We start from the raw sequence: 15,037 nt of genomic DNA, 5'->3' as shown, positions 1-15,037 counted from the left end.
CCGATCTGGCCGCTCCCCCAGCGAACCGAAACCCGCGGAAGCCGGCATGCACGAGGGCAACACGATCGGCTTCTGGACCTGCACCGCGCTGGTGGTGGGCAACGTCATCGGCATGGGCATCTTCGTGCTGCCGGCGTCGCTGGCGCCGTTCGGATTCAACGCATTGATCGGCTGGGTCATCGTGCTGGCCGGCTGCCTGGTGCTGGCCCGCGTGTTCTCGCACCTGGCCCGCGCCCTGCCCGACGCCGAAGGCCCCTACGGCTACATTCGCCGCACCCTGGGCGAGTTGCCGGCGTACCTGGCGCTGTGGGCGTACTGGGTGTCGCTGTGGCTCACCAATGCCGCTCTCGCCACCGGCGTGGTCGGCTACATGGCGGTGGTGTTCCCGCCGCTGGGCGCGATCCAGCCGGCGCTGTTCGCGCTATGCCTGCTATGGGCCGTGGTGGCGATCAATCTGTTCGGCGTGCGCACCGGCGGCGGCGTGCAGATCGTCACCACCGCGCTGAAGCTGCTGCCGATGCTGGCGATCGCTCTGCTCGGCGGCTGGTTGCTGCTGACCTCGCCGGCGAGCTACACCGCGCACCCGCCGACCACGCCGGTCACCCTTGGCGGCGTGATGGCGGCCTCGACCATCGCCCTGTTCGCGATGCTCGGCATCGAGTCGGCCAGCGTGCCGGCGGCGCGGGTGGACGACCCGGGGCGCACGATCCCGCGCTCGACCATGACCGGCACCGTGCTGGCCGCGGTCATCTACATCATCGTCTCCAGCGTGCCGCTGCTGCTGCTCCGGCAGCACGAACTGGCCGCGGCGAACGCCCCGTTCGCGCTGCTCATGGACCGCTTTGCCGCCGCCGGCTCCGGGCGCTGGCTGGCGCTGTTCGTGGTGATCAGCGGGCTGGGCGCGCTCAACGGCTGGACCCTGCTGGGTGGCGAACTCACCCGCACGATGGCCGGCAGCGGCGTGCTGCCGGCGGTGCTCGCGCGCAACAACCGCCACGGCGCACCGGCGGTGGCGCTGCTGGTGACCGGCGCGCTCGCCTCGGTGATGATCGGGATGAGCTACAGCAAGTCGCTGGTGTCGGCGTTCACCTTCCTCACCCGCGTGGTGACCGCCGCCAACCTGCCGCTCTATCTGTGCTGCGCGCTCGCGCTGATCGTGCTGTGGCGGCGGCGCAGCATGACCTGCGCCTCGCCGCGGGTGTTGCTTACCGCCGTCACCTGCGTGGCGTTCGTGGTCTTCGCCTTCGTCGGCATCGGCCACGAGCCGTTCCTGTACGCGTTGGGACTGATCGCGGCGGGCCTGCCGCTGTATGCGTTCATGCGCCTGCGGCGCAGGGCCGCGCCGTCCACCGGGGCCATTGCGGAATGAGAGACCCGCGCTATGACATCCTGTTCACCCCGCTGAAGATCGGCCCGGTCACGGCGAAGAACCGCTTCTTCCAGGTGCCACACTGCAACGGCATGGGCCATGCGATGCCGCTGGCGCACGCGGCGATGCGCGAGACCAAGGCCGAGGGCGGCTGGGCGGTGGTCTCCACCGAGGAATGCGAGATCCACCCCAGCGGCGACCTCACGCCCTACGTCGAGGCGCGGCTGTGGGACGACCGCGACATCCCCGCGCTGGCGCTGATGTGCGACAAGGTGCACGCGCACGGCGCGCTGGCCGCACTGGAACTCACACACAACGGTCCCACCGCGTCGAACCTGTACTCCCGCGAGGTGCTGATCGCGCCTTCGGCGCAGCCGACCAAGTACGGCTATCCGCACCAGGCGCGCGCGATGACCCTGCACGACATCCGCGAGTACCGGCGCTGGCACCGCGAGGCGGCGATCCGCGGCAAGCGCGCAGGGATGGACATCATCTACGTCTACGCGGCGCACGACCTGTCGCTGGCGATGCACTTCCTGCAGCGCCGGCGCAACCAGCGCAGCGACGCCTACGGCGGTTCGCTGGAGAACCGCGTGCGCCTGCTGCGGGAGGTGCTGGAGGACACGAGGGAGGCGGTCGGCGACCGCTGCGCGGTGGCGCTGCGCTTCGCCACCGAGGAACTGCTCGGCCCCGGCGGCGTGGAGCTGGCCGAGGCGCAGGAGATCGTGGGCATGCTGGCCGAGCTGCCCGACCTGTGGGACGTGAACCTCGCCGCCTGGTACAACGACTCGGTGCCCTCGCGCTTCGCTGCCGAGGGCGCGCAGGAGCCGTTCATCGACTTCGTGAAGAAGACCACCAGCAAGCCGGTGGTGGGCGTGGGCCGCTTCACCTCGCCGGACACCATGGTGTCGCAGCTCAAGCGGGGCGTGCTGGACATGATCGGCTGCGCGCGCCCCTCGATCGCCGACCCGTTCCTGCCGCGCAAGATCGAGGAAGGCCGCGTCGACGACATCCGTGAATGCATCGGCTGCAACATCTGCGTCTCCGGCGACATGACCATCTCGCCGATCCGCTGCACGCAGAACCCGACCATGGGCGAGGAATGGCGCAAGGGCTGGCACCCGGAACGCATCGCGCCGGCACGCTCGGCCAGCCGCGTGCTGGTGGTCGGCGCCGGACCGGCCGGGCTGGAAGCGGCGCGTGCGCTGGGCCAGCGCGGCTACGAGGTGAGCGTGGCCGAAGCACGCAAGGAGCTCGGCGGCCGCGTCACCCGCGAGGCGCGCCTGCCCGGCCTCGCCGAATGGGCGCGCGTGCGCGACTGGCGCATCGGGCAGATCAACAAGCTGTCCAATACAGCCGTCTATCTCGATTCGGCCTTGACCGCGCAGGACGTGCTCGACTTCGGCGCCGAACACGTGGTGCTGGCAACCGGCTGCCACTGGCGCCGCGACGGCTACGGCCGCAGCAACGGCTTCGCCATTCCCGGCCTCGTCGACAACCCGCGCGTATTCACCCCCGACGACCTGATGGACGGCCGTCTGCCGGAAGGCAAGGTGGTGGTGTACGACGACGACGGCTACTACCACGCCAGCGTCGCCGCCGAGCTGCTGCGCCGGCGCGGCTGCGAGGTGATCCACCTCACGCCCGAGGACAGCCTCGCGCCATGGACGCTGAACACGCTGGACTACCGGCATGTGCGCAAGCGCATGGCCGAACTCGGCATCGAGGCGCTGGTCTCGCACGATGTCGTCGGCTACGCCGGCAGCACGCTCACCGTCGAGGACGTGTGGACCCACCGCCGGCGCGAACTGGTCTGCGACGCCGTGCTCACTGTCACCGCGCGCCTGCCCGACGATGCGCTGTACCAGGAACTCTGCCGCCGCGAAGCAGAGTGGGCGGATGCCGGCATACGCAGCCTGCGCTGCATCGGCGACGCCGAGGCGCCGGGGCTGATCGCGCACGCGGTGTATGCCGGCCACCGCTACGCCCGCGAGCTGGAGGAACCGGTTTCCGGCGAGGTCGCGTTCAAGCGGCATTTCCACACCGCGCACGCCGACGACCTGCGCCGCCCGCGCGAGCAGCCGCCCGCCGGCCATTTCTAGGGAAGCCCTTATTTTGCTCGTCATTCCTGCGAGGCGCTTTTCAACAGCCGGAGGCTGGTCAAGCAGGAATCCAGCGCCTTTACGCTCAAAAGTTTGGAGGCACTGGATCCCAGCTTTCGCTGGGATGACGAGCAAGAAGTCGGTTGATCAGAACTTCCCTAGCGGAACTGCCGGTCGCCCTGCCCGGCGTGCGCGCGGGCGATCCGTGCGGCCAGCTGCCGGCCTAACGGAGACAGCCCGGTGACCGCCTCGCCGCGAAGCACGTCGAAGCCGCCCAGCTGGTGTCGACGAAAGCGCAGCGGACACGTTTCGAGTGCCTGCAGGTGCGGCACATGCGGCATCACTGGTGCCGGTTCGCCGCGGGCCAGCAGGCGGTCCCAGCCCAGGTAGTCGGTGTCCGGCAGCAGGTGCAGGCGCACGCACGGATGGCCGTCGCGGTCGATGCCGTCGATCCATTCGCGAGGCCCGTCCACCGCGACCTCGCTGACCGCCAGCAGCCAGTGCACCCGCAGCAGCAGCGCCAGCTGCGGCGTTTCCACCAGCATTTTGCACGGCCGCTGCGGCAAGCCAGATCCGCACGCCGCCAGCGGCATGTACAGCACGCTGCCGAGCATCGGCAACGACTCGACCAGGGTCGTCGTCGCCATCCGCAACCGGCGCCGGCAGACATCCGCGCCGGTTGCCCGCGGGCACCCCTCCAGCAATTGCCTCCACCACGGACTGAACATCGCCTGCCTCCAGCGACACGGATAAGGGCCATCGGCCCGACGAAGACGCATGGGCTGTTGCCCGCCGCGCCGGGACGACCGACGTCGCCGCTACTTGGTCAGGATCAGCTTGTCGTTGCGGGTCAGGCGCAGGTGGTACTCGCTGCCCTGATGCTGGATCACCAGTTCGCGTTCACCTTCCAGCAGCGCCTGGCTGGAGACGCGTCGGGCGATCGTCGCGACTGGAGCCGGCAATGCCGGCCGCGGGATCGGGCGGGACGATGGCGGTTGGCGCAGGGACAGGACAGGCATCGGGTTATCCAACGGAAGCGGCGGCATCTTTGATGATAATGATTCTCATTCGACTGTCAACCACCTTCCTCCATCACCCTGCCTCGGCGACCCGCCGGATCCGCTGCGCCATCGCCGCATCGAGCCGCGGCAGCAGTTCCAGCGCGCCCAGGTTCTGTTCCAGCTGCTCGCGCTTGCTGGCGCCCAGCACCACAGTGGAGACGTGCGGATTGAGCAGGCACCAGGCGATCGCCAGCTGCGCCAGGCTGGTGCCCAGCTCGGTGGCGATCGGCTGCAAGGCGCGCACCTTGCCGAGGCGCTCGTCGCCTTGGCCCAGCACGCTTTCGCGCAGCCATTCGTAGCCGGGCTGGGCCAGCCGCGAGTCGGCCGGCACGCCGTCGTTGTACTTGCCGCTCAGCAGTCCGGACGCCAGCGGCGACCAGATCGTGGTGCCCATGCCGTAGGCCTCGTACAGCGGCGCGTATTCCACTTCGACCCGCTCGCGGTGCAGCAGGTTGTACTGCGGCTGCTCCATCACCGGCGCGTAGAGATGGTTCTCGCGGGCGATCCGGTGCGCCTCGTGGATCGCTTCGGCCGGCCATTCGCTGGTGCCCCAGTACAGCACCTTGCCCTGGCGCACCAGAGTGTCCATCGCCGCCACGGTTTCCGCGATCGGCGTATCCGGGTCGGGGCGATGGCAGAAATACAGGTCGAGATAGTCCACGCGCAGGCGCTGCAAGGCCTGGTGGCAGGCTTCCATCACGTGCTTGCGCGACAGCCCGCGCTGGGTCGGCAGCGGCTTGTCATGCGCGCCGAAGAACACCTTGCTGGACACGCACCAGCTGTCGCGCGGGAAGCGCAGGTCGGCCAGCACGTCGCCCATCACCTGCTCGGCCACGCCGTTGTTGTAGGTCTCGGCATTGTCGAAGAAATTCACCCCGCGCTCGTGCGCCAGCGCCAGCAGCTCCCGCGCCTGCGTGCGCCCCACCTGCCGGCCGAAGGTGACCCAGGCGCCGAACGACAGCGCGGAAAGCTGCAGGCCGGAGGTACCGAGTCGACGGTAAAGCATGGGGATGCTCCTGTGGCGGGGAAGGCCGCCAGCATGTCCAATCCACGGGCGCGATACAACGGCGTAATCTTGTGGTCCCGCCACCACCGGAGTTTGTCATGTCCTCGATCACAGGCTGGGCCGCCAGCGCGGCCGGCCAACCGCTGAAGCTGGCCACGTTCGACGTGGGCGACCTGGGCGCCGAGGAAGTCGAGGTGGCGGTCGACTACTGCGGCATCTGCCATTCCGACCTCTCGATGATCGGCAATGAATGGCGCGGCTCGCGCTATCCGTTCATCCCCGGGCACGAGGTGATCGGCCGGGTCGTCACGCTGGGCACGCAGGCCAAGGGCTTGTCGGTCGGCCAGCGCGTCGGCATCGGCTGGACCGCCGGGAGCTGCATGCATTGCCGCCAGTGCCTGTCCGGCGACCAGCACCTGTGCGCGCAATCGGTGGCGACCATCGGCGGCCACCACGGCGGCTTCGCGGACAGGTTGCGCGCGCACTGGGCGTGGACGATTCCGTTGCCCGAAGGCATCGACCTGGCCAGCGCCGGCCCGCTGCTGTGCGGCGGCATCACCGTGCTGAAGCCGTTCCTCGCCTACGACATCAAGCCCACCGCGCGGGTCGGCGTGGTCGGCATCGGCGGCCTCGGCCACATGGCGGTGAAGTTCGCCGCGGCGTGGGGCTGCGAGGTCACCGCGTTCACCTCCACCATGGCCAAGGCCGATGAGGCGCGCGGCTTCGGCGCGCACCGCGTGGTCGCCAGCCGCGACAGCGCCGCGATCAAGGCGATCGCCGGCTCGCTCGACCTTCTACTGGTCACCGTCAACGTGCCGATGGACTGGAACGCACTGCTCGGCACGCTCGCCCCGAAGGGCCGCATGCACGTGGTCGGCGCGGTGCTGGAGCCGATCCCGGTACCGGCGTTCAGCCTGATCGGCAAGCAGCGCGAGGTCTCCGGCTCGCCCACCGGCTCGCCGGTCGACATCGCCCGCATGCTGGACTTCGCCGCCCGCCACGACATCCGCCCGCAGGTGGAAATGTTCCCGATGAGCAAGGTCAACGAAGCGCTGCAGCATCTCGCCGACGGCAAGGCGCGCTATCGCGTGGTGCTGGAAGCCCCAGCGACGTAGGGCGGGCACCGCCCGCCGCTTTCGCATCGGAGCGTGCGCGAAGACCAGGCAAACAGAAAGCCGGCGGGCGGTGCCCGCCCTACAACAGCGTGCGCAGCCCCAGCGCCAGCACGATGGCGGCGAACGCGCCGGCGACCACGTCGTCGATCATCACGCCCATGCCGCCTTTCACGCGCCGATCGAGCCAGCGGATCGGCCACGGCTTCCACACGTCGAACAGGCGAAACAGCACGAAGCCGCATGCGATCGCCCACCGCGGTGCGGGCAGCACCAGCAGCGGCAACAGCGCGATCCACTGGCCGATGAATTCGTCCCACACCAGGCTGCGGTGGTCGTCGACGCCAAGCGCACGGCCGGCCACGTTGCAGGCCCACACGCCCACGCCAAAACCGGCCAGCAGCACGACCAGATAGATCGACAACGGCAGCTCGCGCAGCAGCAGCCATGGCAGCAGTGCGGCCAGCGAGCCGAACGTGCCCTGCGCCACCGGCGCCAGGCCCGAGCCGAAGCCGCAGGCCAGCCAGCCGGCCGGGGTGGCCAGCAGGGCGCGCCGCTGCTCTGCGCTGAGGGTCTTCTTCGCGCTCACGCGAAGTGCTCCCAGCCCGGCCGGTCCGTGGCCAGCCATGAGCCGTCCGCGGCACGCACGCGCACGCCTTTGCCTTCAACGATGCGGCCGATCTTCGTGGCGCCGCAGCCGAGCCGGGCCAGGCCGGCCTGCAGTTCGGCGACGCGGGCGGCCGGCGCGGTGAAGCACAATTCGTAGTCGTCGCCGCCGCTCAGGGCGAAGTGCAGCGCGGTGGTTTCGTCGTACAGCTCCAGCAGCGCCGACGAGCGCGGCAGCCAGGCGGCCTCGATCTCCGCGCCGACGCCGCTCGCCGTGCAGATGTGGCCGAGGTCGGCGAGCAGTCCGTCGGAGATGTCGATGCACGCCGTGGCCTGCCCCCGCAGCGCGGCGCCAGCCGCCAGCCGCGGCGTCGGGCGGTTCAGCCGCTCGCTCAGGAACGCGCGCAGCCCGGCGCGGTTGTCCTCGTCGCGCGGTGGATGCTGCACGGCATGCAGGCCGGCGGCCGCGTCGCCCAGCGTGCCGGTGACCAGCACCGCGTCGCCGGCACGCGCGCCGGCGCGGGTGAGCGCCTGTCCCAGCGGCACGAAGCCGTGCACGGCCACGCTGATCGTCAACGGCCCGCGGGTGGTGTCGCCGCCGACCAGGGCCAAACGCTGCGGTTGCGCCAGCCGGGCGAAACCTTCGGCAAAACCCTCGACGAAGGCCGTGTCCGCGCTGGGCATGGTCAGCGCCAGCAACGCCCAGGCCGGGCTGGCGCCCATCGCGGCGAGGTCGGACAAATTCACCGCCAGCGCCTTCCAGCCGATGTCGGCCGGCGCGGTGCCGCGCGGAAAGTGCACGCCCTCGACCAGGGTGTCGATCGCCACCGCGAGCTCCTGCCCGGCCGGTACCGCCAGCACGGCGGCGTCGTCGCCGATGCCGACGCGCACGTCATCCCGCGCTTGGGCGGCGTGCCGGCGGATCAGTTCGATCAGGTCGAATTCCATCGGGGAAACCCCCATGCAAGGTCAGCGGCTGAACACGAGGGTGGGACTGTCGTGATAGGTCGACGGCTGCCACAGGCGGAAACCGGCTTTTTCCGCGACGCGGATCGACGCCTGGTTCTCCGGCGCGATGATGCATACCACGCGCCGTTCGGGAAACTGCCCGTCGGCCCAGGCCGCGATCGCCGCCACCGCCTCGCTCGCATAGCCCTTGCCGTGCGCGTGCGGCGCCAGCACCCAGCCGCACTCCAGCATGCCGCGCAACGAGGGTTGCAGTTCGCGCGCGAAGTCGGCGAAACCGACGTCGCCGACATGGCGGCCGCTGGCTTTCTCCTCGATGGCCCAGTAGCCGTAGCCGAGCAGGCTCCACAACCCGCGATACTGCAGCAACCGCTTCCACACTTCCTCGGCGGTGAACGGGCGCCCACCGATGTGGCGGGTGACCGCGGGATCCGACCAGATCGCCGTGCAGCTGGCGTGATCGCCGGCCTGGTGCGCGCGCAGGCGCAACCGCGCGGTCTCGATTTCCGGCACCTGCCCGCCCGGCGACCCCGCGGCGCCCGGCATCAGCCGCGCTTCTCCACCGCGCGCAATTCGCCGGCCAGCTTGTCCAGCACGCCGTTGACGTAGCTGTGGCCATGATCGGCGCCGAAGCGCTTGGTGACCTCGATCGCCTCGTTGATCACCACGCGATACGGCACGTCGGGGCGGAACTTCAGCTCGTAGGCGGCCAGCCGCAGTGCGGCGCGTTCGATCGGGTCGATCTGCGCCACCTCGCGATCGAGGTGCGGGCGCAGGCTGGCGTCCAGTGCGTCGACGTTTTTCTCCACGCCGTGCAGCAGGTCTTCGAAGTAGTCGAGGTCGGCCACTTCCATGTCCTGCTCGTGGCGGAACTGCTCGATCACCGCATTCATGTGGCTGCCGGACAGCTGCCACGCATACAACGCCTGCAAGGCGCGGCGACGGGCGCGCGAGCGCGCCTGCATGTCGATGCCTTCCGGACGTATGTGCATCACAGCTTTCCGTACAGGTTGGCCATTTCCAGCGCGGCGACCGCGGCATCGGCGCCCTTGTTGCCGGCCTTGGTACCCGCACGCTCGATCGCCTGCTCGATGCTGTCGGTGGTCAGCACGCCGAACGCCACCGGCACGCCGGAGCTGTAGGCGGCCTGGGCCAGGCCCTTGGCGCATTCGCCGGCGACGAAGTCGAAATGCGGGGTGGCGCCGCGGATCACCGCGCCCAGCGCGATCACTGCGGCGTACTTGCCGGAGTTCGCCAGCTTGTGCGCGGCCAGCGCGATCTCCCACGCGCCCGGCACGCGGACCAGCTCGATCGCGTCGTCCTTCACGCCGTGGCGCACCAGCGCATCGCGCGCGCCGGCCACCAGGGGTTCCACGACGAAGCCGTTGAAACGGCCGGCGACGATGGCGAAACGGCCTTTCGGGGTGGCGAAATCGCCTTCGATGGTCTTCATTGCGGATTTCCTTGGGTGGATGCGCGGCCCATGCAGAGCGGGCATTTTACGGGTTTGCCCGCCCGCCTGCTCGCGCAGGCTCCCTCCCCTGCCTGCAGGGGAGGGCTGGGGTGGGGTCGCTCTTGATCTTCAGGAAGAGCTTTACCCCCTCCCAACCTCCCCCTGCACGCAGGGGGAGGAGCGCGCTCAAACGCCGGGCGGCAAATGCGGATAGCCGCCGAAATCGAGTCGTGCTTTGCCGCCCGAAACGCGCAGCCGCGCCGGCGCACCGAACGGCAGGGTGCACTTGTCCGGCTCGTGGCCGACCGGCAGGCCGCCGAGCACCGGCAGGCCACTCGCCCGGCGGATCTGCGCGAAGCTGTCGGCCAGGTCGTAGCCGTTGTCGTAGCTGCTGGGCCGGCACTGGCTGAAATGGCCCAGCAGCAGCGCGCGCTGGCGCCCCAGCACACCGGACAGGTGCAGCTGGTACAACATCCGCTCGATCCGGAACGGCGGCTCGCCGACGTCCTCGACGAACAGGATGCCGCCGTCGATCCCGCGGCCATCGATGCCCGGGAAATACGGCGTGCCGACCAGGCTGCACAGCACGGCCAGATTGCCGCCCCACAGCGGCCCCTCGACGTCGAGTTCGGCGTCGGGCGCGGTGGTCCACTCGACCTGCGCCGAGGGGGAGCACACGGTATCCCAGAAGTGCCGCCAGGTGAATTCGCTGAGCGTTTCGGCGCCGAAGTCGGCGCCCAGCATCGGACCGCTGAACGTGCACAGGCCGCTCTTCGCATGCAGCGCCAGCTGCAGGGCGGTGAAATCGCTGTGGCCGACCAGCACGGCGTTGCCGCCGCCCAGCCGCTCGCGCAAGGCGTCGTAATGCAGTTGCGCCAGCAGACGCGTGGCGCCGTAGCCGCCGCGGATCGCCAGCGCGATGTCCGGCAGTTCGTCCAGCGTGGCCAGCGCATTGAGGTCGCCGGCCCGCTGCGCGTCGCTGCCGGCGTAGCGCTGCTCGCTGCGCTCGAGCACCTCCAGGCCGCTCAATGCGCAACCAGCCCCGCGCAACCGTGCCACGCCGCGCGCCATCGCGGCGCGGTCGTGCGGGTAACCGGACGGGGCGATCAGGCGGATGCGGGTTCCGGACATGAGTCGATCATACGGTGCCGAAGCGATGGCTGCAGGGCGGCGCCATGGTGAATCGGAGCCGCGGCGTAGGGCGGGCACCGCCCGCCGCTCTGTGTCATCAAGCACGTGACAAATGCAAAGGCTGGCGGGCAGTGCCCGCCCTACGCAGCGGGAGTGGTTTCACACGTATTCGACCACTTCCAGCCCGAAGCCACCCAGGCCGACCATCTTGCGCGGCGTGCCGAGTACGCGCAGGCGGCGCACGCCGAGGTCGGCCAGGATCTGCGCGCCGAGGCCGAGCTGGCGCCACTCCTGCTGCTGCGCCTCTTCCGGCGCCTGGGTACCGGGCTGGCGGTTGAGCCGGGCCAGCAGCGCCTCCGGAGTGTCCTCGCCGGACAGCACCAGCAGCACGCCGCGATCCTCGTCGGCGATGCGGCGCAAGGCCGAGGTGACGGTGAGGCCGAGATCGTCGCGCTTCAGGTGCAGCACGTCGGACAAGGTGTTGCGCACGTGCACGCGGGTCAGCACCGGCGTGCCGTCGTTGACCCTGCCGCGCACCAGCGCGTAGTGCAGGCCGCGGCGGATCGCGTCACGGTAAGCCACCAGCCGGAACGGGCCGAACTCGGTGTCCACGTCTTCCTCGTGCACGCGCTGTACGGTCTTCTCGGTTTCCAGGCGGTAGCGGATCAGGTCGGCGATGCTGCCGATCTTCAGGCCGTGCTTCTGCGCAAAGACCTCCAGTTCCGGCCGGCGCGCCATCGAGCCGTCCTCGTGCAGGATCTCGATCAGCACCGCCGACGGCTCCAGCCCGGCCAGCGCAGCCAGGTCGCAGCCCGCCTCGGTGTGCCCGGCGCGGGTCAGCACGCCGCCCGGCTGTGCGGTGAGCGGGAAGATGTGGCCGGGCTGCGACAGGTCCTGCGGCTTCGCATCGGACTTCACCGCCACCTGGATCGTGCGCGCGCGGTCGTGCGCCGAGATACCGGTGGTGACGCCCTCGGCCGCCTCGATCGAGACGGTGAAGTTGGTGTGGTAGACCGAGGTGTTGTCGCTGACCATCGGGCGCAGGCCGAGCTGCCGCGTGCGCTGCTCGGTGAGCGTGAGGCAGAGCAGGCCGCGCGCCTCGCGCACCATGAAGTTCACGTCCTCCGGCCGCACCATCTGCGCGGCCATGATCAGGTCGCCTTCGTTCTCGCGGTCCTCGTCGTCGAGGAACACGACCATGCGGCCGGCGCGGATGTCTTCGAGGATTTCGGGGATGGTGTTGAAGGCCATGGCGTGTATCCGTGTGATGGTTCCCTTCTCCCCTTGGGAGAAGGTGCCCCGAAGGGGCGGATGAGGGTACGGGCGAAGCGAGGTATCGTGGCTTCGCACGGACCCTCACCCCAACCCCTCTCCCGGCGGGAGAGGGGCTTCAGATCAGGCGAAGCCGTGCTGCTTGAGGAAGGCCTCGTCCAGCTTGGGCGTTCCGCCACCGGACAGCAGCCGTTCGATGTAGCGCGCCACCACGTCCACCTCGATGTTCACCGCGTCACCCACGCGGCGCGCGTGGAACGCGGTGTGCTCGACGGTGTGCGGAATCAGGTTGACGCCGAATCGCGACCCGGCGACCTCGTTGACGGTGAGGCTGGTGCCGTCGATGCAGACCGAGCCTTTCGCCGCGATGTAGCGCGACAGCGCCGCCGGCACTTCGAACGTCCAGCGCTGCGAGCGGCCATCGGGCGCGATCGAAACCACCTTGCCGAGGCCGTCGACGTGGCCGGAGACCATGTGCCCGCCAAGGCGATCGGCCAGGCGCAGCGCCTTTTCCAGATTCACCGGGTCGCCGGCCTTCAGCTGGCCCAGCGAAGTCAGCGACAAGGTCTCGTTGGAGACGTCCGCGCTGAAACCGCGCGGCTCCAGCGTGATCGCGGTGAGGCACACGCCGGAGACGGCGATCGAGTCGCCCAGCTGCACGTCGGCGAGGTCGAGGCCGGCCGTATCGACATGCAGCCGCACGTCGCCGCCGCGCGGTTCGAGCCGCGCCACGCGGCCCACGGACTGGATGATGCCGGTGAACATCAGCGCAGCTCCGGCGGGAGGGCGATGGACCGCATGGATGCGATGGCTTTCATGAAACGTATCCCGCATGTTGTGAGCGAGTACGCCTCAAGGCATGAGGCCGGGCACGCGCCGTGAGGCGCCCGCCTTGCCGTCTTCTCTTTATCCGGACTGTGAGGAAGCAGTCGCCCGCTGCCAACCGTCGGCTCCGGCATTGGACCGGATCTGCTGACCTCACGGCGGTTGCCGTGAGCGCTCGCGGGCTCGCCCCCAAACCGTAAAAACCGGGGCCTACCGCCGGTGGGGAATTTCGCCCCGCCCTGAAGACGCTATGTAATGTCTGCCGACATCGCCGGCTGGCGAAGTCTAGCACCGCCGCCACGCCGGCTCGCGTGCCGCCGTGGCGAATGCAGCGTTCGCCGGTGCGCACACCCGGACGGGTCACGCCGGGCGCAACTGCAGCCGCCAGTCGGCACCGAGCATGCGCTGGTCGACCACCCGCAACTGCCAGCGCCGCGCCATCTCGTCAAGTGTGGGCAGCTGCAGCAACGGGCGCGCGCCGTCGCCCAGCAGCAGCGGGGCGACGTAGAGCAGCAGCTCGTCGACCAGACCGGCGGCGAACAGCTCGCCGCACAGGGTCGGGCCGGCCTCCACCTGAACCTCGTTGCAGCCGCGCCCGGCCAGCAGGACCAGCGCTTCGCGCAGGTCGAGCGCGTCGCCCGGCGTGGCCAGCGCCACCCGCTTGACCCGCGCGAAGCGGTCGTCCTTGCAGGAAGCCGGCGCCCCGTGCAGCAGCAGGGTTGGCGCCGAACCGTCCAGCACATGGCTGCCGGCCGGCGTACGCAACCGGCGGTCCAGCACGACGCGCAGCGGCGGCATGAACTCCGCGTCGTCGGGCAAGCGCACGGTGAGCCGCGGATCGTCGGCCAGCACGGTGCCGCTGCCGGTGAGGATCGCCGAGCTGCGTGCGCGCCAGCGCTGCACGTCGGCACGCGCGGCCGCGCCGGTGATCCATTTCGATTCGCCGCTGGCCAGCGCGGTGCGCCCGTCCAGGCTCATCGCCAGCTTCACCCGCACGAACGGACGCCCACGCTCGATCCGGCTGAAGAAGCCGCAGTTCAGCTCGCGCGCGGCTTCGCGCATCAGGCACGGCTCGACCACGATGCCGGCGGCGCGCAGCTTGCCGATGCCGTGGCCGTTGACCTGCGGGAACGGGTCCTCGGCCGCAATCACCACCCGCCCGACGCCGGCAGCCACCAGCGCATCGGCGCACGGCGGCGTGCGGCCGTGGTGCGCGCACGGCTCCAGTGTCACGTAGGCGGTGGCGCCGCGCGCCCGTCCGCCAGCTTCGCGCAGTGCGTACACCTCGGCATGCGGCTCGCCGGCGCGTTGATGAAAGCCGGTGCCGACCACCTCGTCGCCGCGCGCGATCACGCAACCCACGCGCGGGTTGGGCTGGGTGGTGTACAGGCCGCGTTCGGCCAGGCGCAGGGCATGCGCCATGTGGGTGTGATCAGCCGCTGAAAAAGAGTCGGTCACGATGCCGCGCCTTGTTTGATGGGAGCGCACCCCGGTGCGCGAAAAGCTTGCGATACGGCGACATTTTTCGCGCACGACCGAAGGAAGTCCCTTGCGGACAGGGTGCGCTCCTGCAAGGAAGCCAAAGCCCCCTGCGGGTATCACGTCATTTGCCTTCCCGCTTGCCGCCGCCGAGCAGGGGCAGCTGCAGATCGGACAGCCCAGGCAGGTCGCGCTCGAGCTTCTCGATCTCCTCGCGGAACGCATGCACGTCTTCGAACTTGCGGTAGACCGAGGCGAAGCGCACGTAGGCGACCTGGTCGAGGTTCTTCAGCTCGCGCATCACCAGCTCGCCGACCTGGCGCGACGGCACCTCACGCTCGCTGCTGCGGCGCAGGTCGTTGATGATCGCCCGCACCGCGGCGTCCACCGCGTCGCTGGCCACCGGGCGCTTCTGCAGCGCCCGCTCGAAACTCACCCGCAGCTTGCGTTCGTCGAATGCCTCGCGCCGCTCGCCGCTCTTCACGATCGCCGGCAGCTTCAGCTCGGCCGTCTCGAACGTGTTGAAGCGCTCGCCGCACTGCTCGCACTCGCGCCGACGACGCACGCTGCTGCCGTCCTCGGTCAGCCGCGAGTCGATCACGCGGGTGTCTTCGTGCTGGCAGAAGGGGCAATGCATAGGTCAGAAGTGAGAGTA

General features: G+C 69.9%; 16 protein-coding genes and 1 riboswitch. Of the genes, 3 read left to right on the top strand and 13 right to left on the bottom strand.

The genetic code is table 11. From position 1 onward, the window contains the following. Positions 1 to 46 precede the first annotated feature (46 nt). Both AC1Q5A_RS04415 and AC1Q5A_RS04410 read left to right on the top strand, forming a co-directional pair. Positions 47 to 1,369, top strand: a complete 1,323-nt coding sequence (locus tag AC1Q5A_RS04415) for an amino acid permease (protein WP_492698701.1) — start codon at positions 47 to 49, stop codon at positions 1,367 to 1,369. Beyond that, a complete protein-coding gene (locus AC1Q5A_RS04410; protein WP_492698699.1) occupies positions 1,366 to 3,471 on the top strand; it encodes an oxidoreductase in 2,106 nt (701 codons plus the stop codon). Before AC1Q5A_RS04415 ends, AC1Q5A_RS04410 begins: the two co-directional genes overlap by 4 nt. Before the next feature lie 158 nt (positions 3,472 to 3,629). On the opposite strand, the gene AC1Q5A_RS04405 is transcribed toward AC1Q5A_RS04410, so the two are convergent. The 3 genes from AC1Q5A_RS04405 to AC1Q5A_RS04395 all read right to left on the bottom strand — a co-directional run bounded on the left by AC1Q5A_RS04405 (position 3,630) and on the right by AC1Q5A_RS04395 (position 5,538). Continuing rightward, positions 3,630 to 4,118 carry a hypothetical protein gene (locus AC1Q5A_RS04405; RefSeq protein WP_492698695.1) on the bottom strand — a complete coding sequence of 163 codons (489 nt, stop codon included), beginning with the start codon at positions 4,116 to 4,118 and terminating at the stop codon, positions 3,630 to 3,632. A 171-nt stretch (positions 4,119 to 4,289) separates the two neighbouring features. Next, a complete protein-coding gene (gene hemP / locus AC1Q5A_RS04400) occupies positions 4,290 to 4,490 on the bottom strand; it encodes a hemin uptake protein HemP (protein WP_492698693.1) in 201 nt (66 codons plus the stop codon). A gap of 73 nt (positions 4,491 to 4,563) precedes the next feature. Further along, positions 4,564 to 5,538: a potassium channel beta subunit family protein gene (locus AC1Q5A_RS04395; RefSeq protein ID WP_492698691.1), complete on the bottom strand. Its 975-nt coding sequence runs from the start codon at positions 5,536 to 5,538 to the stop codon at positions 4,564 to 4,566. 98 nt (positions 5,539 to 5,636) lie between these two features. On the opposite strand from AC1Q5A_RS04395, the gene ahr reads away from it, so the two are divergent. Then, on the top strand, positions 5,637 to 6,653 hold the full coding sequence (gene ahr, locus AC1Q5A_RS04390; RefSeq protein WP_492698689.1) for an NADPH-dependent aldehyde reductase Ahr: 1,017 nt from the start codon (positions 5,637 to 5,639) through the stop codon (positions 6,651 to 6,653). A 79-nt stretch (positions 6,654 to 6,732) separates the two neighbouring features. On the opposite strand, the gene AC1Q5A_RS04385 is transcribed toward ahr, so the two are convergent. The 10 genes from AC1Q5A_RS04385 to nrdR all read right to left on the bottom strand — a co-directional run bounded on the left by AC1Q5A_RS04385 (position 6,733) and on the right by nrdR (position 15,019). Then, a complete protein-coding gene (locus AC1Q5A_RS04385; protein WP_492698687.1) occupies positions 6,733 to 7,239 on the bottom strand; it encodes a phosphatidylglycerophosphatase A family protein in 507 nt (168 codons plus the stop codon). Beyond that, complete coding sequence (gene thiL, locus AC1Q5A_RS04380; RefSeq protein WP_492698684.1) at positions 7,236 to 8,204, bottom strand: thiamine-phosphate kinase; 969 nt, start codon at positions 8,202 to 8,204, stop codon at positions 7,236 to 7,238. Before thiL ends, AC1Q5A_RS04385 begins: the two co-directional genes overlap by 4 nt. Positions 8,205 to 8,225: 21 nt before the next feature. Next, complete coding sequence (locus AC1Q5A_RS04375; protein WP_492698682.1) at positions 8,226 to 8,768, bottom strand: GNAT family N-acetyltransferase; 543 nt, start codon at positions 8,766 to 8,768, stop codon at positions 8,226 to 8,228. Next, a complete protein-coding gene (nusB, locus tag AC1Q5A_RS04370; protein WP_492698680.1) occupies positions 8,768 to 9,214 on the bottom strand; it encodes a transcription antitermination factor NusB in 447 nt (148 codons plus the stop codon). The genes AC1Q5A_RS04375 and nusB overlap by 1 nt, the downstream gene beginning before the upstream one ends. Next, positions 9,214 to 9,675 carry a 6,7-dimethyl-8-ribityllumazine synthase gene (gene ribH, locus AC1Q5A_RS04365; protein ID WP_492698678.1) on the bottom strand — a complete coding sequence of 154 codons (462 nt, stop codon included), beginning with the start codon at positions 9,673 to 9,675 and terminating at the stop codon, positions 9,214 to 9,216. Before ribH ends, nusB begins: the two co-directional genes overlap by 1 nt. A 186-nt stretch (positions 9,676 to 9,861) precedes the next feature. Continuing rightward, the gene (ldcA, locus tag AC1Q5A_RS04360; RefSeq protein WP_492698676.1) at positions 9,862 to 10,806 is read right to left on the bottom strand and encodes a muramoyltetrapeptide carboxypeptidase; all 945 of its coding nucleotides are present in this window, start codon (positions 10,804 to 10,806) and stop codon (positions 9,862 to 9,864) included. A 159-nt stretch (positions 10,807 to 10,965) separates the two neighbouring features. Next, a complete protein-coding gene (ribBA, locus tag AC1Q5A_RS04355) occupies positions 10,966 to 12,057 on the bottom strand; it encodes a bifunctional 3,4-dihydroxy-2-butanone-4-phosphate synthase/GTP cyclohydrolase II (RefSeq protein WP_492698674.1) in 1,092 nt (363 codons plus the stop codon). Between the two features lie 144 nt (positions 12,058 to 12,201). Then, positions 12,202 to 12,843 carry a riboflavin synthase gene (locus AC1Q5A_RS04350; protein ID WP_492698672.1) on the bottom strand — a complete coding sequence of 214 codons (642 nt, stop codon included), beginning with the start codon at positions 12,841 to 12,843 and terminating at the stop codon, positions 12,202 to 12,204. A 128-nt stretch (positions 12,844 to 12,971) separates the two neighbouring features. Beyond that, positions 12,972 to 13,154: riboswitch (FMN riboswitch) on the bottom strand. Between the two features lie 109 nt (positions 13,155 to 13,263). Next, a complete protein-coding gene (gene ribD / locus AC1Q5A_RS04345; RefSeq protein WP_492698670.1) occupies positions 13,264 to 14,325 on the bottom strand; it encodes a bifunctional diaminohydroxyphosphoribosylaminopyrimidine deaminase/5-amino-6-(5-phosphoribosylamino)uracil reductase RibD in 1,062 nt (353 codons plus the stop codon). Between the two features lie 181 nt (positions 14,326 to 14,506). Then, positions 14,507 to 15,019 carry a transcriptional regulator NrdR gene (nrdR, locus tag AC1Q5A_RS04340; RefSeq protein ID WP_492698668.1) on the bottom strand — a complete coding sequence of 171 codons (513 nt, stop codon included), beginning with the start codon at positions 15,017 to 15,019 and terminating at the stop codon, positions 14,507 to 14,509. Positions 15,020 to 15,037: the final 18 nt, after the last annotated feature.

The organism is Rhodanobacter sp. GW835-FHT13D09, from assembly GCF_058793995.1.
This window is presented reverse-complemented; position numbering and strand designations above follow the sequence as displayed.